The sequence below is a fragment of the Litoreibacter sp. GN1-5 genome (assembly GCF_055693805.1).
In genome coordinates, this window is record NZ_JBVFUP010000001.1 from 3285068 (window position 1) to 3304954 (window position 19887).

The 19887-nt window shown below is 53.0% G+C and carries 16 protein-coding genes and 1 tRNA gene; 13 read left to right on the plus strand and 4 right to left on the minus strand.

Features of this window, described 5'->3' with window-relative positions; genetic code table 11:
- Positions 1–96: 96 nt before the first annotated feature.
- The 4 genes from ACZ1HF_RS16470 to ACZ1HF_RS16485 form a co-directional block, all read right to left on the minus strand.
- Positions 97–669: a cob(I)yrinic acid a,c-diamide adenosyltransferase gene (locus ACZ1HF_RS16470; RefSeq protein ID WP_472658525.1), complete on the minus strand. Its 573-nt coding sequence runs from the start codon at positions 667–669 to the stop codon at positions 97–99.
- A 1-nt stretch (position 670) separates the two neighbouring features.
- Positions 671–880: a twin transmembrane helix small protein gene (locus ACZ1HF_RS16475; RefSeq protein WP_472658526.1), complete on the minus strand. Its 210-nt coding sequence runs from the start codon at positions 878–880 to the stop codon at positions 671–673.
- Positions 881–943: 63 nt separating this feature from the next.
- Complete coding sequence (locus ACZ1HF_RS16480) at positions 944–1774, minus strand: SDR family oxidoreductase (RefSeq protein ID WP_472658527.1); 831 nt, start codon at positions 1772–1774, stop codon at positions 944–946.
- A gap of 54 nt (positions 1775–1828) precedes the next feature.
- Positions 1829–2113 carry an SH3 domain-containing protein gene (locus ACZ1HF_RS16485; RefSeq protein ID WP_472658528.1) on the minus strand — a complete coding sequence of 95 codons (285 nt, stop codon included), beginning with the start codon at positions 2111–2113 and terminating at the stop codon, positions 1829–1831.
- Positions 2114–2457: 344 nt separating this feature from the next.
- Between ACZ1HF_RS16485 and ACZ1HF_RS16490 the strand changes: the two genes are divergently transcribed.
- The 13 genes from ACZ1HF_RS16490 (at position 2458) to rpoC (ending at position 19821) form a co-directional block, all read left to right on the plus strand.
- Entirely contained in the window at positions 2458–4800 is a 2343-nt protein-coding gene (locus ACZ1HF_RS16490; RefSeq protein ID WP_472658529.1) for a DNA topoisomerase IV subunit A, read from the plus strand.
- Between the two features lie 153 nt (positions 4801–4953).
- The gene (gene tuf, locus ACZ1HF_RS16495) at positions 4954–6129 is read left to right on the plus strand and encodes an elongation factor Tu (RefSeq protein ID WP_472658530.1); all 1176 of its coding nucleotides are present in this window, start codon (positions 4954–4956) and stop codon (positions 6127–6129) included.
- Positions 6130–6559: 430 nt separating this feature from the next.
- Positions 6560–6721 carry a hypothetical protein gene (locus tag ACZ1HF_RS16500; RefSeq protein WP_472658531.1) on the plus strand — a complete coding sequence of 54 codons (162 nt, stop codon included), beginning with the start codon at positions 6560–6562 and terminating at the stop codon, positions 6719–6721.
- Between the two features lie 99 nt (positions 6722–6820).
- Positions 6821–6896 (plus strand) — tRNA-Trp (locus tag ACZ1HF_RS16505).
- A 38-nt stretch (positions 6897–6934) separates the two neighbouring features.
- Positions 6935–7717, plus strand: a complete 783-nt coding sequence (locus tag ACZ1HF_RS16510; protein WP_472658532.1) for an alpha/beta hydrolase — start codon at positions 6935–6937, stop codon at positions 7715–7717.
- A gap of 72 nt (positions 7718–7789) precedes the next feature.
- Entirely contained in the window at positions 7790–7984 is a 195-nt protein-coding gene (gene secE, locus ACZ1HF_RS16515; RefSeq protein WP_472658533.1) for a preprotein translocase subunit SecE, read from the plus strand.
- Between the two features lie 201 nt (positions 7985–8185).
- On the plus strand, positions 8186–8719 hold the full coding sequence (nusG, locus tag ACZ1HF_RS16520; protein WP_472658534.1) for a transcription termination/antitermination protein NusG: 534 nt from the start codon (positions 8186–8188) through the stop codon (positions 8717–8719).
- Positions 8720–8820: 101 nt separating this feature from the next.
- Complete coding sequence (gene rplK / locus ACZ1HF_RS16525; RefSeq protein WP_472658535.1) at positions 8821–9246, plus strand: 50S ribosomal protein L11; 426 nt, start codon at positions 8821–8823, stop codon at positions 9244–9246.
- Complete coding sequence (gene rplA, locus ACZ1HF_RS16530; protein WP_472658536.1) at positions 9246–9944, plus strand: 50S ribosomal protein L1; 699 nt, start codon at positions 9246–9248, stop codon at positions 9942–9944. The genes rplK and rplA overlap by 1 nt, the downstream gene beginning before the upstream one ends.
- Positions 9945–10190: 246 nt before the next feature.
- Positions 10191–10703, plus strand: coding sequence for a 50S ribosomal protein L10 (rplJ, locus tag ACZ1HF_RS16535; protein WP_472658537.1), 513 nt, complete (start codon positions 10191–10193; stop codon positions 10701–10703).
- A 70-nt stretch (positions 10704–10773) separates the two neighbouring features.
- Complete coding sequence (gene rplL, locus ACZ1HF_RS16540; protein WP_472658538.1) at positions 10774–11154, plus strand: 50S ribosomal protein L7/L12; 381 nt, start codon at positions 10774–10776, stop codon at positions 11152–11154.
- Between the two features lie 242 nt (positions 11155–11396).
- A complete protein-coding gene (rpoB, locus tag ACZ1HF_RS16545; RefSeq protein WP_472658539.1) occupies positions 11397–15533 on the plus strand; it encodes a DNA-directed RNA polymerase subunit beta in 4137 nt (1378 codons plus the stop codon).
- A 49-nt stretch (positions 15534–15582) separates the two neighbouring features.
- Positions 15583–19821, plus strand: coding sequence for a DNA-directed RNA polymerase subunit beta' (rpoC, locus tag ACZ1HF_RS16550; RefSeq protein ID WP_472658540.1), 4239 nt, complete (start codon positions 15583–15585; stop codon positions 19819–19821).
- The last annotated feature ends 66 nt before the right edge of the window (positions 19822–19887 follow it).

The following is a 19887-nucleotide window of genomic DNA, read 5'->3' on the forward strand; positions in this document are numbered from 1 at the left end:
CCGGTTGCATTATGACGTCGTGTTCTTGAAATTTTCGCCCATTTTTTCATTTTTAAAGTTTTGATGTACGAAACATCTCAGCATATCAAGTGGTTTCTAACGGTTTGCCCCCGGCACCCATAGAACATCGTCATTGCCATCGTTATTCGCAATGCGCGCAGCCACGAAGAACCAGTCGGACAGGCGGTTGAGATATTTTACGGCTGATGTGTTGACCTCTTCCATTGTTGCCAGCTCAACAGTTAACCGCTCAGCGCGCCGTGACACAGTGCGACACAGATGCAGATTGGCCGCCAGCGCAGATCCGCCCGGCAGGATAAATGAACGTAATGGCTCCAATGCATCATTCATCTCATCGATTTCAGCCTCAAGGCGTTCAACTTGAGACGGTGCCATTCGCAGAGGCGGATATTCGGCTTCAGCGTCCTTTTCCATCTCGGGGCGGCAGAGGTCAGCGCCAAGGTCGAAAAGATCATTCTGAATACTGGCAAGCCGGGCGTCCATACCCCCTGATGCATGCAGGCGGGCAAGGCCCACAGTTGCGTTCGCCTCATCTACAGTTCCATATGCGGTGACACGCATGGAATGTTTTGCAATTCGCGCGCCATTGCCAAGCGCGGTTTCGCCGGCATCGCCGGTTTTGGTATAGATTTTGCTTAGAACAACCATATTATGCCCCTCCCATACGGCGGAAAAATACGAAGATCAGAATCAGCGCGATGGCGACTCCCTGTCCAATAATGCGGTAGCGCATGATCTTGTTGGCATGTTTGCGATTGAAATCGCCGCCTTTTGCGAAACCACCTATGCCGATCATCAAGATCACCAGAACCGCGAAACAGGCAAGTGCTGCGACGATAAAGAGCGGGTCGTTGGCCATGGTCTGATCCTTGTTTCCACTGTCAGGACTGCATCTAGAAGGATTGCAGCGAAATGCGACCTTTTATATGCGTGATAGTACCCAATCCATAGCGCGGGTCGGCAGGATACGGCGTAGCGCCCCCATGATATAGGTTGGTGTGGTCACATAATAGCGCGGCTTTGGATTATTATGTTCCAACGCGTGTATCAGTTTCTTGCTAACAGCACTGGCCGGCAGTTCAAATTTGTCCGGTCCACCGCTTTCATAAAGACGCTTCAACAGACTTTTTTTATAATCAGCGGCACGGGGCGAAGCTTTCCAGTCAATCCATTTCTCAAAATGCGGGATCGAGTTCTCACGAATTTTGCTGGTAATGGGGCCGGGTTCTATCAATATCACTTTGATAGGCGTTTCACGCATCTCCAGCCTAAGCGTGTCGGTCAGCCCTTCCATGGCGAATTTGGTCGCGTTATAGGCCCCGCGCCACCGCAGGACAGCCAGCCCAAGAACGGAAGAGCAGTTTAGGATACGCCCATGCCCTTGCGCCCGCATGACCGGGATTACCTGTCGGGTCAGTTCATGGTAGCCGAACAGGTTCGTTTCAAAAATGGCGCGCAACGCATCTGTGGGCAAATCTTCGACCGCGCCGGGGATGCCGTAGGCCCCATTATTGAAAACCGCATGCAGCGTGCCACCAGTGCGCAACAAGCATTCCTGAACAGCGGTTGTGATAGATGCGGTGTCCTCGTAATCCAGAACAAAGCTTTCCAGCCCCTCATCCCGCAGTCTTTCGCAGTCTGCTTCAGATCGGCACGTTGCAAATACTCGCCAGCCACGCGCTTTTAACGCATGTGCCGCGTCATAACCGATACCGGACGAACATCCGGTGATGAGGATTGATTTCTGAGCCATGCCCACTGGCTATTGGAACTATGGTTTGGATGCAAACAGCTTGGCCAAAGATGTTCAATCATCAAGCGGGGCAATGAAATCTGTGTGGATGTAGCCTTTGATTCCCGTTTGCGGCACCATAACATAGGCCCAGCTTTCTGACATTTTTTCCAAAAGTTTCACACTATCAGTCGCATCCAGTTGCGCCACGACTTCATCCGAAGTGGACGCACCCGCCCGCAGATTGACACGCGCACCTGTTACCTTCCAAAAGACTTCCACGCGATCCGAAACATCAGGATGCAGGGCAACTGTCACCTTGGGCGCAACAGATGCAATAGGCGCGCCATCCAATGTCATAACCGAGACATTTTCGGGGGTTTCGCATTTACAGGAATAAGGTCGGTTGGGCGTTCTATTGGAGGCATTGGTTTTATGATCACCTCAACCAGTTCTACAGGGGCCGCGCTCATAACTTGAGAGAGCGGCACAGGTTTCTGGCCCACCTCTTCAACCTTGAATAATAAAAATAGCACATACGCTATGGAACAAAGCGCAAAGATTAGTTTTTCCTTCATAATCTGCCCCAAGATTTCACACATCTATAAATTAGGGTGCGCGACCCGGTGGTTCAGGGGGAAAGAATCGTAACTTGTCCCCGTTGAGCGCTTTACGCTGTCAGCTAGCTTGGCTACACATGATCTATGTCCGATTTGACTGATGACCCCAATATGAAGCCTGCTGATGTGGCGGAACCGTTGCGCCGCGCAATTGGCGAGCGGTATTTGACCTATGCGCTTAGCACGATCATGCACAGGGCCTTGCCGGATGCGCGGGATGGGTTGAAGCCGGTACACCGGCGTATCCTTTATGCGATGAGTAGGTTGGGCCTGTCGGCTGATGGTAAATTCCTGAAATCGGCTAAGATTTCTGGCGACACAATGGGGGATTTCCATCCCCATGGCGATGCCGCGATCTATGATGCGATGGCGCGTCTGGCGCAGGATTTTAATGTCCGCTATCCGCTTGTGAACGGTCAGGGCAACTTTGGGAATGTCGATGGCGACAACCCCGCTGCCAGCCGCTACACCGAAGCGCGTATGACCGCTGCCGCTGAGGCGCTTTTGGAAGGTCTCAATGAGAATGCGGTCGACTTCCGTGACAATTACGACGGCCGCCTAACCGAACCGGTTGTTCTTCCAGCGACCTTCCCAAATCTCTTAGCTAACGGTGCTTCCGGCATCGCGGTCGGTATGGCGACCAACATCCCGCCTCATAATATTGAAGAACTTTGCAACGCTTGTTTGCATCTGATCAAAGCGCCAAATGCCCGCGACGAGACTTTGCTTGACCATGTTCCCGGCCCGGATTTTCCCACTGGCGGCATTATAGTCGAGCCGCGTGAAAACATCGCCGAGGCGTATCGCACTGGACGTGGATCTTTCCGCCTACGGTCCAAATACGAGGTCGAAGACCTGGGGCGGGGCCAATGGCAGATCGTTGTGAGCGAAATTCCGTACCAGGTACAGAAATCCAAGCTCATCGAGAAGATCGCAGAGCTTATCCAGACCAAGAAAATCCCTATTCTTGCGGATATTCGTGACGAGTCAGCTGATGATGTGCGCGTGGTGCTGGAGCCTCGGTCTCGCAATGTTGCGCCAGAGGTTTTGATGGGCATGATGTTCCGCAGCTCTGACCTGGAAGTGCGGTTCTCACTTAATATGAACGTATTGATTGACGGACGGACTCCGAAAGTCTGTTCGCTCAAAGAAGTTTTGAGCGCTTTTCTTGATCATCGCCGGGACGTTTTACAGCGCAGGTCGAAATACCGGCTCGACAAGATTGATCACCGGCTGGAGGTTCTGGAAGGGTTTATCATTGCATTCCTGAATCTTGACCGTGTGATTGATATTATCCGGTACGACGATGATCCAAAATCCGCACTTATGTTCGAGGATTGGGGGAAAGATCATCGTCGCGCTACTTCTGAGGCAGATTACATTCCGCCCGCCAAAGCAGGGGATGATACGTCTTTGACTGATGTGCAGGTTGATGCGATCCTTAACATGCGCTTGCGGTCTCTGCGTCGCCTTGAAGAGATGGAACTGCGCCGTGAACGCGATGATCTGATGCTTGAACGGGCAGAGCTGGAAGACCTTTTGGAAAATGAAGACCTGCAATGGAAACGTATTGCCGAGCAGCTGCGCGAGGTTCGCAAAATCTTTGGAAAAGATGCGGAAGGCGGCGCCCGACGTACAATGTTTGCTGAAGCGGTCGAGATAGAAGACGTCCCGATGGAGGCCATGATTGACCGTGAACCGATCACGGTTGTCTGTTCCAAAATGGGTTGGATCCGGGCGATGAAGGGGCATATCGCACTAGATTCCGCATTGAAATTCAAGGACGGCGATGAAGGTCGTTTCATTTTCCATGCCGAGACAACCGATCGTATTCTGGTCTTTGGCTCAAATGGCCGATTCTACACTTTGTCCGCTGCCAACTTGCCGGGTGGGCGCGGTATGGGCGAACCGCTGCGTCTGATGGTTGATTTGCCAAATGAAGCCGAAATCGTCGACCTGTTCATGCATGACCCAGAGCGTAAGCTGCTGGTCGCCTCGACCGCTGGTGACGGGTTTATCGTTCCGGAAGCTGATACCGTTGCGCAGACTCGCAGTGGCAAGCAGGTCCTGAATGTAAAGGATGATGTTCGCGCTGCAGTATGTCGCCCTGTGACAGGCGATCATGTGGCTGTTGTTAGTCAGAACGGGAAACTTCTTGTCTTCCCAGCTGCGGAATTGCCCGAGATGACCCGTGGCAAAGGTGTACGTATTCAGAAATATAATAAAGCTCGAGGCAAACAAGGTGCGCTCGAACTGGATGGTGGGTTGTCAGATATTACGACATTCAGCTGGGATGAGGGGCTGTCTTGGTCGATGGGCGGTGGAAAAACGCGTCATGAACCCGATATGTCTGACTGGCTTGGCAAGCGAGCTGGCGTTGGGAAACGCCCTCCGTATGGTTTTCCGCGCAATAACAGATTTGACTAGGCATTCATAAAACCAGAGTCGTACATTCAAAGAAACCCGTTTTGGACAGTGCAAGCCCCAACTGGCGCTTGATTTTCCTGTCATTCCTGCATAGGAAGCCCGCGATGTGAAATCGGGGCTGTGATGTCCCCATAATCATAAGGCGCCCAGGAAATGGCTAAGGAAAAGTTTGAACGTAATAAACCGCATGTTAACATTGGCACGATTGGTCATGTTGACCATGGCAAGACGACTCTGACGGCTGCGATTACGAAGTATTTTGGCGACTTCAAGGCCTATGACCAGATTGACGGTGCGCCTGAAGAGAAAGCGCGCGGGATCACGATCTCGACGGCGCATGTGGAATACGAGACCGACGCGCGTCACTATGCGCATGTGGACTGCCCCGGCCACGCCGACTATGTGAAAAACATGATCACCGGTGCGGCTCAGATGGATGGCGCGATCCTCGTGGTGAATGCCGCTGATGGCCCGATGCCTCAGACTCGTGAGCACATCTTGCTGGGCCGCCAGGTTGGCATCCCGAAGATGGTCGTGTTCATGAACAAGGTGGACCAGGTTGACGACGAAGAGCTTCTGGAGCTGGTGGAAATGGAAATCCGCGAGCTGCTGTCCAGCTACGATTATCCAGGCGACGATATCCCGATCATTGCGGGCTCCGCTTTGGCGGCGATGGAAGGCAACAAGCCTGAGATTGGTGAAGAGAAGATCAAAGAGCTGATGGCCGCTGTGGATGAGTATATCGACACGCCCGAGCGCGCTGTGGACCAGCCGTTCCTGATGCCGATCGAGGACGTGTTCTCGATTTCCGGTCGTGGGACTGTTGTGACGGGCCGCGTCGAGCGTGGCGTGATCAATGTGGGCGACGAGATCGAGATCGTGGGTATCCGCGACACGTCGAAGACGACCTGCACAGGTGTTGAGATGTTCCGCAAGCTGTTGGACCGTGGTGAAGCCGGCGATAATATCGGCGCGCTTCTTCGTGGTATTGACCGTGAGGGCGTTGAGCGTGGGCAGGTTCTGTGTAAGCCGGGCTCTGTGAAGCCGCACACGAAGTTTGAGGCCGAGGCCTACATCCTGACGAAAGAAGAAGGTGGCCGTCATACGCCGTTCTTTGCCAACTACCGCCCTCAATTCTACTTCCGGACCACGGATGTGACGGGCACGGTTGAGCTGCCAAGCGGCACCGAGATGGTGATGCCTGGCGACAACCTGAAGTTCAATGTCGAGCTGATCGCGCCGATTGCGATGGAGCAAGGCCTGCGCTTCGCGATCCGTGAAGGCGGCCGCACCGTGGGCGCAGGGGTTGTTTCCAAGATTACGGAGTAATTTGAAACACGCCCTACGAAACTCAGGGACCATTAGTGGTTCCTGGGACTGCCTTGGATGGGTGATTTTTCTGCGAAAAATCGTGTCCCCGTCCAAACAACAAATATAGACGCGATGAGGGGCTGCCTGTTGGCAGCCCTTTAATTTAAGGTTCTTTGACAAATATGCACAACGCTTGTGCAGTTTTAGACCTCACATATCTAGTGATGGTGTGAAGTCAAATAATGGTGTCTATGCCTTTATTATTGTTACAAAAAATTTTCAAAATAATATGCTAGTTGCTTCTTGGTTTATGAAGCGCAAATTCACGTGACCGAGAGTGATGTTAACGTGCCTTTAACTTTTGTGTTGATGGGCCAATTACAGTTCTGTTGCATAACACGTCCGACCCTGACCCATAGGTGTCGAGGTCATGACTAAGGAAAGTAAGATGAAAACTATAATAGTATCGCTGACTATTTCTTTTGGGATTTTGGCCACACCAATTTACGCGCAAACAGGTGCGAATGGCATTGGCGCTGATACCTCAATATTGTCTGATGAACAAATTGATGCACTAAGTTCAATTCTATCGGGTTTACCGCGCCAATAAAAGCCATGAAGATTGGTTGAGGGGCTCAATCTCGAACTGAAGACGATATGTTCTCTTGCAAAGCGCCCAAGGCTTTCGTAAGCAGCGTTGGATAATTGCAGGGGCTTAGCTCAGTTGGTAGAGCATCGGTCTCCAAAACCGAGGGTCGTGGGTTCGAGTCCCTCAGCCCCTGCCATTGACAGCTTCTTAAGCCTAAGGTCCTATCTAAGACCTATGAAATGTATCCCTGATATTGTGTACGATAAAGCGCAAGACCTAGCGCTGGATATGTATCTCCCTGACGCAGAGCAACCTTATGCTTGTATCATCTATGTGCATTCGGGTGGTTTCAAAAGCGGTTCTCGCTCGGATGAGGATGCAGTACGATTTGCCCAGCGTTTCACTGATGCGGGTTTTGCCATGGCATCTGTCAGTTATCGCCTAGGTGTGGGACCAGAGCTGTTTAGTTCTGAGGATCAGCAATGTATTAACGAGTATATTCTGCGCACAAAAAATCTTAAGGTGAATTTGCCTGTAAGCCTTTATGGATTTGAGTATGCAGCGGCTGTTAAAGATCTAAGCAATGCTGTCGAATATATTTGGGTCGAAAGTGATCGGTTCAATCTTTTAACACGCAATGTTGGTATGATTGGGGTGTCTGCGGGGGGTATTGCAGCTCTGGGATCAGCTTTTCCACCGTATAATTTGCATATGAAAACTTCACGCCCTGATGCTGTTGTTGCCATAGCGTCTGCTATTGTTCAGCCATGGCGGGTTACTTCTGATGCACCTCCTTGTTTGATGTTTAACGGAACAAAAGATGATATTGTTGATAGGGTTTCTGTAGAAATTGGACTAGCACGGGCTGCCCGCAAAAAAGCGCCAGTTAGTTTGGTCGATACAGGCATCCCCGGCCATGGGACACAGGTCGATGCGGTTTTGGATGGTGCGGATGAGCAGGGACGAACTTATTGGGCCATGGTTCTGGAGCAATTTGAATATCTGAAGGAAGAATAAACACCAAAAGCCTTGCAAAGCCCTTGCCCTATCCGTATCTGAAAGTGCAATCGTCTACCCAAGGTTATGATCATGGCAAAAACCAACCCGGTTCAGTTTATTCAGCAGGTTCGTGCCGAGGTGAGTAAGGTCGTCTGGCCAACCCGGCGTGAAGTTGTGCTGACAACCATTATGGTTTTCATCATGGCAGCTGTTGCTGCGTTCTTCTTCTCAATGGTTGATTTAGGGATCAGGTCCGGGCTGAACGGTATATTCGGGCTGTTCTGATTTATTCCGTGATGGGCGTGATTTTTACGCTGAACCTCTTGAATTCATGGAGTTTGGCGAGTAAAGCACGCAGCAACACATGAAATGGCGCGTATCGATTCGGGGTGCGCGCTGTTTTCGTTTCGGTGGGTTTTCTATAACTCATTGGAATAATTGGTAATTTCGACCGCATGGGTCGGGCAAGGCAAAGGTCGAGATAAGATGGCAAAACGGTGGTATTCGGTCAGCGTGCTTTCAAATTTCGAAAAACGCATTGCGGAACAGATTCGCCAAGCCGTCGTGGAAAATGGTCTCGAGGATGAGATCGAGGAAGTATTGGTGCCGACCGAAGAGGTTATTGAGGTGCGCCGAAACAAGAAAGTAACTGCAGAACGCCGCTTCATGCCTGGATATGTTCTGGTGCGGATGGAGATGTCGGATCAGGGGTATCACTTGATCAATTCCATCAACCGCGTGACCGGCTTTCTAGGTCCGCAAGGCAAGCCAATGCCGATGCGCGATGCAGAAGTGAATGCGATTTTGAACCGCGTCGAAGAAGGGCAGGAAGCGCCACGTTCGACAATCATTTTCGACATTGGCGAGAATGTTTCTGTGACGGATGGGCCGTTTGAGGGCTTCTCTGGCATGGTTGAGGAAGTGGACGATGAGAACCAGCGCCTGAAGGTAACGGTCTCAATCTTTGGCCGGGCGACCCCGGTTGAACTGGAATACACTCAGGTTTCAAAACAGACCTGATGATCATGTGGGAGGCAAGCCGCACGCGTGCGGTGGACCGGACCACACAACCAAAGCCCTGATGACGCGTTGTCGGGGGAGTTGAAAAAAGGAGAGGCCACATGGCCAAGAAAATCGCTGGTACGATGAAGCTGCAGGTTCCTGCAGGTCAAGCCAACCCATCGCCCCCAGTCGGCCCTGCATTGGGTCAGCGCGGGATAAACATCATGGAATTCTGCAAGGCATTCAATGCCAAGACTGCGGACATGGAGCCCGGCGCCCCTTGCCCAACGGTGATCACCTACTATCAGGACAAATCGTTCTCGATGGATATCAAGACGCCGCCTGCGTCTTACTTCTTGAAGAAAGCGGCCAAGCTGAAGTCCGGTGCACAAACGCCGTCCCGCGAAGTTGTGGGTCACGTGACAGCAGCACAAGTCCGTGAAATTGCTGAGGCGAAGATGAAGGATCTGAATGCAAATAACATCGAAGGCGCAATGCAGATCATCTTGGGCTCTGCCCGCTCTATGGGCATCGAGGTGAAGTAATGGCTAAATACGGAAAACGCACAACCGCCGCGCGTGAGCAATTCGCTGGCAAAAAAGACGTCACAGTTGAAGAAGCTGTTGCGCTGGTCAAAAACAATGCAAAGGCCAAGTTTGACGAAACGGTCGAGATCGCGATGAACCTTGGGGTTGACCCACGGCACGCGGATCAGATGGTCCGGGGCGTGGTGGCACTACCTAACGGTACGGGTAAAACCATGCGTGTGGCTGTTTTTGCACGTGACGCGAAAGCCGAAGAAGCCAAAGCTGCTGGTGCAGATGTTGTAGGTGCAGAAGACCTGATGGAAATTGTACAAAGCGGCAAAATTGACTTTGACCGCTGCATTGCCACACCTGACATGATGCCGATTGTTGGTCGTCTGGGTAAAGTGCTTGGCCCGCGCAACCTGATGCCGAACCCGAAGGTTGGTACGGTGACTATGGATGTCAAAGCGGCTGTTGAAGCGGCTAAAGGTGGCGAAGTGCAGTTCAAGGTCGAAAAAGCCGGCGTTGTTCATGCCGGCATTGGCAAAGCATCTTTTGACGAAGCCAAGCTGGTTGAGAATGTGCGTGCGTTTGTGGGTGCTGTGTCCAAGGCGAAGCCATCCGGCTCGAAAGGCAGCTACATGAAGAAGATCGTTGTCAGTTCGACAATGGGACCTGGCATTTCAATCTCCGTGGATAATGCCACGGGCAATTAAGAATTTGTGTCGGAGCGATCCGGTGCATCTAGCGAGGCTGCAAGGCCTCGTTCTGTCCGAGACGGAGGGCAGGTGGCAACACCGCTAAGTCCTTCCTGAGATGGGAAACGAGACAGACTTCCGAGGATTTTCTTCGGGTGATTTTGGCCTCGGGACCCTGAATTGGACCCGATGCTTCGAATTTTCGCAGAAAATTCGGGGTTAAACTGAGCCGGAGGGGAAACCCTCCATAATTGGAGTGAAACTGTGGATAGAGCCCAGAAAGAGAAAGTGGTCGAGGAACTCGGTCAAATCTTTGAAAGCTCTGGCGTTGTGGTTGTAAGCCATTACGAAGGTCTCACGGTTGCTGAGATGCAGGACCTGCGCGCGCAAATGCGTGAAGCGGGCGGGTCTGTACGCGTCGCCAAGAACAGGCTCGCCAAAATCGCTCTTGAGGGAAAGCCCTGCGCAAGCATCGCTGATTACCTCTCGGGTATGACCGTTCTCGCCTATTCCGAGGACCCTGTCGCCGCCGCGAAAGTGGTGAACGACTATGCCAAGGGCAACGACAAGTTGCAGATCCTTGGTGGGGCCATGGGCGACAACGCGTTAGACGTCGCTGGTGTTAAAGCCGTGGCTGCCATGCCAAGCCGCGAGGAGCTCATTGCTTCTATCGCGGGTTGTATTGGGGCCCCTGCTTCGAACATCGCCGGCGCGATTGGCGCCCCTGCTTCGAACGTGGCAAGCATTCTTAGCACCATCGAGGAGCGCGCAGCGTAAACCTTATGAGACCTCCGTGGGTTACAAAACCTCGCGTTGGAACACATCTTAATAGAACGGAAACAGTATAATGGCTGATCTGAAAAAACTTGCAGAAGAGATTGTTGGTCTGACCCTTCTCGAAGCACAAGAACTGAAAACCATCCTCAAAGACGAGTATGGCATCGAGCCCGCAGCTGGCGGCGCGGTGATGATGGCTGGTCCTGGTGGTGGCGACGGTGGCGAAGCTGCTGAAGAGAAAACTGAATTTGACGTGATCCTGGTTGCTGCTGGCGCTCAGAAAATCAACGTCATCAAAGAAGTCCGCGGCATCACTGGCCTGGGCCTCAAAGAAGCAAAAGATCTGGTCGAAGCTGGCGGCAAAGCTGTCAAAGAAGGCGTCGACAAGGCTGAAGCAGAAGACCTGAAAGCCAAGCTGGAAGCAGCTGGCGCTGAAGTCGAACTCAAGTAATTCGGGCGCAGGCTTGCCTGCGACCCTCGCAAACTGGCTGGACCCGAGATATTTCGGGTCCGGCCTTCCGCGTCTCAGAGAGGGCCTTCCCGAATAGGGCGTTCTCTAAGGTGTGGTAAATGGTTCGGGAGCATACTCGTGGGACGGTGTGCAGGTATTGAACCAACTACCCTTTGATCCAAGTGGTGCGGCACCCGGCCCCGGGGTGCTGCGTCCAAGGAAACTGAAAGGCGACACCGAGCATGGCTCAGACATTTGTAGGTCAGAAACGCATTCGCAAATATTTCGGCAAAATCCGCGAAGTGCTGGAGATGCCAAATCTTATTGAGGTCCAGAAGTCTTCTTACGATCTTTTCCTGAAATCGGGTGACCAACTGCAACCGTTGGACGGAGAGGGCATCAAAGGCGTGTTCCAATCCGTATTTCCGATTAAGGATTTCAACGAAACCGCCATTCTGGAGTTCGTGAAATACGAGCTGGAGGAACCAAAATACGATGTTGAGGAATGTCAGCAACGCGACATGACCTACAGCGCGCCGCTGAAAGTGACGCTGCGACTCATCGTATTTGATATTGATGAAGATACCGGTGCAAAGTCGGTCAAAGACATAAAAGAGCAAGACGTCTTCATGGGTGATATGCCCCTGATGACCCCGAACGGGACGTTCATCGTGAACGGCACCGAGCGCGTGATCGTATCCCAGATGCACCGCTCCCCGGGTGTGTTCTTTGACCATGACAAAGGTAAAACGCATTCTTCGGGCAAACTTCTTTTTGCCTGCCGCATCATTCCCTATCGCGGGAGCTGGCTGGATTTTGAATTCGACGCTAAGGATATTGTATTCGCGCGCATTGACCGCCGTCGCAAACTGCCTGTCTCGACTTTGCTTTATGCGTTGGGTCTTGATCAGGAAGGCATCATGGATGCCTATTACGATACTGTTGATTTCAAGCAAGTCAAAAAGGGCGGTTGGTCTACAAAGTTCTTCCCGGAGCGGATCAAAGGTACCAAGCCTGTAGCGGATATAATCGACGCCAAAACCGGCAAAGTAATTGCTGAGGCTGGTAAGAAGGTCACGCCACGTGCTGTCAAAAAACTAATTGATGAAGGCAAAGTCCAGGAAATTCTCTTGCCGTTCGACGGCATTATAGGTCGCTTCGTTGCTAAGGATATTATCAACGAAGAAACTGGTGAAATCTGGGTCGAAGCTGGGGATGAGCTGACTTGGGAACTGGATAAGAATGAAGAGGTTGTTGGCGGCACTCTGAAGACGCTTCTTGACAATGGTGTGACGGATATTCCGGTGCTTGACATCGATAATATTAATGTCGGCCCTTACATCCGTAACACTGTCGCAGTTGACAAGAACTTTGGCCGCGACACCGCACTGATGGATATCTACCGGGTCATGCGTCCGGGTGAGCCGCCCACAGTCGAAAGTGCATCTGCCTTGTTTGATACGCTTTTCTTTGACGCGGAACGCTATGACTTGTCTGCGGTCGGTCGCGTGAAGATGAATATGCGTCTTGACCTGGATGCCGAAGACACGGTGCGCACGCTGCGTAAGGAAGATATAGTTTCCTGCATCAAGGCGCTAGTGGAACTGCGCGATGGCCGTGGTGATATTGACGATATCGACCACCTCGGCAACCGCCGGGTCCGTTCCGTTGGTGAATTGATGGAAAACCAATACCGTGTTGGTCTTCTTCGGATGGAACGTGCGATCAAGGAGCGTATGTCCAGTGTCGAGATCGACACAGTGATGCCGCAAGACCTGATCAACGCGAAACCGGCCGCTGCGGCTGTTCGTGAGTTCTTCGGCTCCTCGCAGTTGTCGCAGTTCATGGATCAGACCAACCCTCTGTCGGAAGTCACGCATAAACGCCGTTTGTCGGCGCTTGGACCGGGTGGTCTTACACGTGAGCGTGCGGGCTTTGAAGTGCGCGACGTGCATCCGACCCATTACGGTCGCATGTGTCCGATTGAGACACCGGAAGGACCAAACATTGGTCTGATAAACTCGCTGGCCACGTTCGCCCGCGTAAACAAATACGGCTTCATCGAGACACCATATCGTAAAGTGGTTGACGGCCAAGTGACTGATGAGGTCCACTATATGTCCGCTACGGAAGAGATGCGTCACACGGTAGCTCAGGCCAACGCGCAACTGGATGACAAGGGGCGGTTCAAGAACGATCTCGTCTCAACACGTCAATCCGGCGAATACATGCTGCAATCTAACGCAAATGTCGATCTAATCGACGTATCGCCCAAGCAGCTCGTCTCGGTTGCAGCCTCGCTTATTCCGTTCCTTGAGAATGACGATGCGAACCGCGCATTGATGGGCTCTAACATGCAACGTCAAGCTGTGCCGCTTCTTCAAGCTGACGCGCCTTATGTGGGCACAGGGATCGAGGGTGTCGTTGCCACCGACTCTGGTGCTGCAATCCAAGCCGCGCGCGGTGGTATCATCGACCAGGTTGATGCCACCCGTATCGTTGTGCGCGTGACAGATGATCTTGAGCCGGGCGATCCGGGCGTGGACATCTATGGCCTGCGCAAGTTCCAGCGGTCCAACCAGAATACCTGTATTAACCAGAAGCCTTTGGTGAAAGTAGGTGACGTCGTGACGGCTGGTCAGGTGATCGCTGATGGTCCTTCGACGGATATGGGCGAACTGGCATTGGGTAAAAACGTGCTCGTCGCGTTCATGCCTTGGAACGGCTACAACTATGAAGACTCGATCCTGATTTCTGAACGCATCGCACGTGACGACGTCTTCACCTCGATCCATATTGAGGAATTCGAAGTCGCCGCCCGTGATACGAAGCTTGGGCCCGAGGAAATCACCCGTGACATCCCGAATGTCGGGGAAGAAGCGCTGCGCAACCTTGATGAGGCGGGCATCGTTTATATCGGTGCAGACGTAGAACCGGGTGACATTCTGGTTGGTAAGATCACGCCAAAAGGCGAAAGCCCGATGACACCGGAGGAAAAGCTTCTGCGCGCCATCTTTGGTGAGAAAGCGTCTGACGTGCGTGATACCTCGTTGCGGGTGAAGCCGGGTGATTTCGGTACAGTCGTTGAGGTTCGCCTTTTCAACCGGCATGGCGTTGAGAAGGACGAGCGTTCGCTGCAAATCGAACGCGAAGAAGTTGAACGTCTGGCCCGTGACCGTGATGATGAGATGGCCATTCTGGACCGCAACATCTATGCGCGTCTGCAAGGCATGATCATTGGCAAGAAAGCGGTCAAAGGTCCAAAGGGCGTCCCTTCCAATGCCGAGATCACGCCAGAGCTTCTGGAAACGCTCAGCCGAGGTCAGTGGTGGCAACTTGCCCTTGCTGAAGAAACCGAAGCTGCTGCTGTCGAAGCATTGAACGCACAATATGAGGCGCAGAAACGTGTCCTTGAGGCGCGGTTCGAGGATAAGGTCGAAAAAGTCCGCCGCGGCGACGACCTGCCCCCGGGCGTGATGAAGATGGTCAAAGTCTTTGTCGCGGTGAAGCGCAAACTGCAACCGGGCGACAAAATGGCGGGCCGTCACGGCAACAAAGGGGTTATCTCCAAAGTTGTTCCGATGGAGGACATGCCCTTCCTTGAGGACGGAACGCCTGTCGATTTCTGTCTGAACCCGCTTGGTGTGCCGTCGCGCATGAACGTGGGTCAGATCTTGGAAACTCATATGGGTTGGGCCGCGCGCGGTCTTGGTCTGAAAATCGACGATGCTCTGGATGAGTTCCGCCGTTCTGGCGACAGTCAACCAGTGCGCGATGCACTGGAACATGCCTACGGTGCAGATACTTATAAGGAAGCTTTCGCCAATATGCGTGAGGACGACATGATCGAAAGCGCCGAGGCCGTGCGTCGCGGTGTGCCGATCGCAACGCCTGTCTTCGATGGTGCGAAAGAAGCCGATGTGAATGAGGCGCTTCAGAAAGCGGGCTTTGACACATCTGGTCAGTCGACCCTTTACGATGGCCGCACAGGTGAGCAATTCGCGCGTCCTGTGACGGTCGGTGTGAAGTACTTGCTGAAGCTGCACCACCTTGTGGACGACAAAATCCACGCACGTTCCACCGGGCCTTACAGCCTTGTCACGCAGCAACCTCTGGGTGGTAAAGCCCAATTCGGCGGCCAGCGTTTCGGCGAGATGGAGGTCTGGGCACTGGAAGCCTACGGCGCGGCTTACACGCTGCAAGAGATGCTGACTGTAAAGTCAGACGATGTTGCGGGCCGGACGAAAGTCTACGAGTCGATCGTCAAAGGCGAGGACAATTTCGAGGCTGGCGTGCCAGAATCGTTCAACGTGCTTGTGAAAGAAGTCCGGGGTCTCGGCCTCAACATGGAACTCCTGGATGCGGAGGAGGGTGAATGAGCCTTACAGGCTCACTCCCATCCCATCCCCTGAAATGTAAGGACGCAAAATGAACCAGGAACTAACAACAAACCCATTTAACCCGCTTCAAGCGCCAAAGACCTTTGATGAGATCAAGGTTTCCTTGGCCTCGCCGGAGCGGATTCTCTCGTGGTCTTACGGTGAAATCAAAAAGCCCGAGACCATCAACTACCGGACCTTCAAACCCGAGCGTGACGGTCTGTTCTGCGCGCGTATCTTTGGCCCGATCAAAGATTATGAATGTCTGTGCGGCAAATATAAGCGGATGAAATATCGCGGCGTTGTCTGCGAAAAATGCGGTGTCGAAGTCACGCTGCAAAAGGTCCGTCGTGAGCGTATGGGGCATATCGAACTGGCCTCGCCCGTGGCGCATATCTGGTTCCTTAAGTCGTTGCCAAGCCGCATCGGCTTGATGCTGGACATGACGTTGCGCGATCTCGAACGCATTCTCTACTTTGAGAATTACGTGGTAATCGAGCCCGGCTTGACTGATCTGGTTTACGGCCAGTTGATGAGCGAAGAAGAATATCTCGACGCGCAGGACGCCTACGGCATGGATGCGTTCACGGCCAATATCGGTGCAGAAGCGATCCGCGAAATGTTGGCGGCGATTGATCTGGAATCCGAGGCTGACCAGCTCCGTGAAGATCTGAAAGAAGCGACGGGTGAACTTAAACCCAAGAAGATCATCAAGCGCTTGAAACTGGTCGAGAACTTCCTTGAGTCCGGCAACCGCCCGGAATGGATGGTGCTGACCGTGATCCCTGTGATCCCGCCAGAATTGCGCCCGCTGGTGCCGCTGGATGGCGGTCGCTTTGCGACATCCGACCTGAACGACCTCTACCGCCGTGTAATCAACCGGAACAATCGCCTGAAACGGCTGATTGAGCTGCGTGCGCCCGACATTATTGTACGTAACGAAAAACGGATGTTGCAGGAATCTGTTGATGCGCTGTTCGATAACGGTCGCCGTGGTCGGACCATTACTGGCGCCAACAAGCGCCCTCTGAAATCCCTGTCGGACATGCTCAAAGGTAAGCAAGGCCGCTTCCGTCAGAACCTTCTGGGGAAACGCGTCGACTTCTCTGGCCGTTCAGTCATCGTGACGGGTCCTGAGTTGAAGCTACATCAATGTGGCCTGCCCAAAAAGATGGCGTTGGAGCTGTTCAAACCGTTCATCTACTCGCGACTTGAGGCGAAGGGGCTGTCTTCTACCGTGAAGCAGGCGAAGAAGCTTGTCGAAAAAGAGCGTCCAGAGGTTTGGGATATCCTTGATGAGGTGATCCGTGAACACCCTGTTATGCTGAACCGTGCACCGACGCTGCACCGTCTTGGCATTCAGGCGTTTGAGCCGGTTCTGATCGAAGGCAAGGCCATCCAGCTGCACCCACTGGTCTGTTCGGCCTTTAACGCTGACTTTGACGGCGACCAGATGGCTGTCCACGTTCCGCTGAGCCTTGAGGCGCAATTGGAAGCGCGTGTCCTGATGATGTCCACGAATAACGTGCTTTCGCCCGCGAACGGCGCGCCAATTATCGTGCCGTCGCAGGATATGATCCTTGGCCTCTACTATATCTCTCTCGAACGCGAAGGCATGCAAGGCGAAGGTATGATCTTCGCCAACGAGGAAGAGGTTCAGCACGCGCTTGATGCAGGCGAAGTGCATCTGCACGCCAAAATCATTGCGCGGATGAAGCAGATTGATGAGGAAGGCAATGAAGTTTATCAGCGTTTCGAGACCACGCCAGGTCGCGTGCGTCTTGGGGCACTTTTGCCTCTGAATACAAAAGCTCCGTTTAGCCTGGTCAACCGACTGCTGCGCAAAAAGGAAGTGCAGCAGGTCATTGATACTGTTTACCGTTATTGTGGTCAGAAAGAATCCGTCATTTTCTGCGACCAGATCATGACCATGGGTTTCCGTGAAGCGTTCAAGGCTGGCATCAGCTTTGGCAAGGATGACATGCTGATCCCTGACACCAAATGGCCCATCGTTGATGGCACGCGCGAACAGGTTAAAGAGTTCGAGCAGCAATATATGGATGGCCTGATCACTCAGGGCGAGAAGTATAACAAGGTCATCGACGCCTGGTCGAAATGTAATGATCAAGTCACCGATGCGATGATGGCGAATATTTCGTCAACCGGTCGCGATGAGGACGGGTCCGAGAAAGAACCAAACTCGGTCTATATGATGGCCCATTCCGGTGCGCGTGGCTCGGTCACACAGATGAAGCAGTTGGGGGGCATGCGCGGTCTGATGGCCAAGCCAAACGGCGAGATCATCGAGACGCCGATCATCTCAAACTTCAAGGAAGGTCTGACCGTTCTCGAATACTTCAACTCCACCCACGGGGCCCGCAAAGGTCTGTCGGATACGGCGCTGAAAACGGCAAACTCCGGTTATCTGACTCGCCGTCTTGTTGATGTTGCACAGGATTGCATCGTGCGGATGCACGATTGTGGGACCGACAATTTCATCAACGCCTCGGCTGCGGTGAATGATGGTGAGGTAGTCGCTTCCATCGGTGAACGCCTTCTAGGTCGCACAGCGGCTGAGGACATTCTGATCCCTGGCACGGATGAGGTTCTGGTCGCCCGTGGTGAGTTGATTGATGAGCGGACTGCAGATGCCATTGATGAGGCAGATATTCCAACCGCCAAGATGCGTAGTCCGCTGACCTGTGAGGCTGAAGAAGGTGTCTGCGCAATGTGTTACGGTCGCGATCTTGCCCGTGGTACGTTGGTTAATACCGGTGAAGCGGTCGGTATCATTGCCGCACAATCCATCGGTGAACCCGGCACGCAGCTGACGATGCGGACCTTCCACATCGGCGGTGTTGCGCAAGGTGGCCAACAATCGTTCCTTGAAGCCAGCCAAGAAGGTAAAGTTATCTTCGAAAACGCCAATATTCTGGAAAACCAGATGGGCGAACAGGTCGTCATGGGACGTAATATGCAACTGACCATCACCGACGAAAACGGTGTGGAACGGGCACGGCACAAGATCGGCTATGGCTCCAAGCTGCATGTCAAGGACAAGGCGAAAGTCGCCCGTGGCGATAAGCTGTTTGAGTGGGACCCCTATACTCTGCCGATCATCGCCGAGAAGGACGGTAAAGCGAAGTTCGTCGATCTGATCAGCGGGATTGCTGTACGTGACGAGACGGATGATGCAACCGGCATGACCCAGAAGATCGTGGTCGACTGGCGCGCAGCTCCGAAAGGCAATGACCTTAAGCCCGAGATTATCATCGAGGGTACGGATGGCGAACCGGTGCGCTTGGAGAATGGCAACCCTGCGACTTATCCTATGTCCGTGGACGCGATTTTGTCGATCGAAGATGGTCAAGAGATCAAAGCGGGTGATGTAGTTGCACGTATCCCACGGGAAGGTGCGAAGACAAAGGACATTACCGGGGGTCTACCGCGTGTGGCCGAACTCTTTGAGGCACGTCGTCCCAAAGATCACGCAATCATTGCGGAAATCGATGGCTATGTGCGCTTCGGCAAGGACTACAAGAACAAGCGTCGGATCGCGATTGAGCCTGCCGATGAGTCGATGGAGAAGGTCGAATATATGGTGCCAAAGGGGAAACACATCCCCGTGGCCGAAGGCGACTTTGTTCAGAAGGGTGATTACATCATGGACGGCAACCCTGCACCCCATGATATTCTTGCCATTATGGGTGTTGAAGCCCTAGCCGATTACATGATCGACGAGGTTCAGGACGTCTACCGTCTGCAAGGTGTGAAGATCAACGATAAGCATATCGAAGTGATCGTGCGGCAGATGCTGCAAAAGTGGGAAATCCAGTCTTCTGGAACGACCACTTTGCTCAAAGGTGAACATGTAGATAAGGCCGAGTTTGATGCCGCGAATGAGAAAGCGATTTCCAAAGGTGGTGATCCCGCAACGGGTGAGCCTATCCTACTGGGCATCACCAAGGCTTCGCTGCAAACTCGTTCGTTTATTTCGGCTGCGTCTTTCCAGGAAACAACCCGCGTACTTACCGAAGCCTCTACCATGGGCAAACGTGACAAGCTGATTGGCCTGAAAGAGAACGTCATTGTTGGTCGTCTGATCCCGGCTGGTACAGGTGGGGCAACGCAGAAAATGCGCCGCATTGCCGCTGAGCGGGATAATGTCGTTATTGAAGCACGCAAGGCGGAGGCAGAAGCCGCCCTTGCCTTGGCCGCGCCGGCGGAAGAACCGGCGGGTATGGATGCTGACCTGATGGTCGAAACGCCAGAATCCAACGACGAATAAACTTGATTGAACAAAAATTAAAAGCCCTGCCTGAAAAGGTGGGGCTTTTTGCATTTCAGGGTAGTC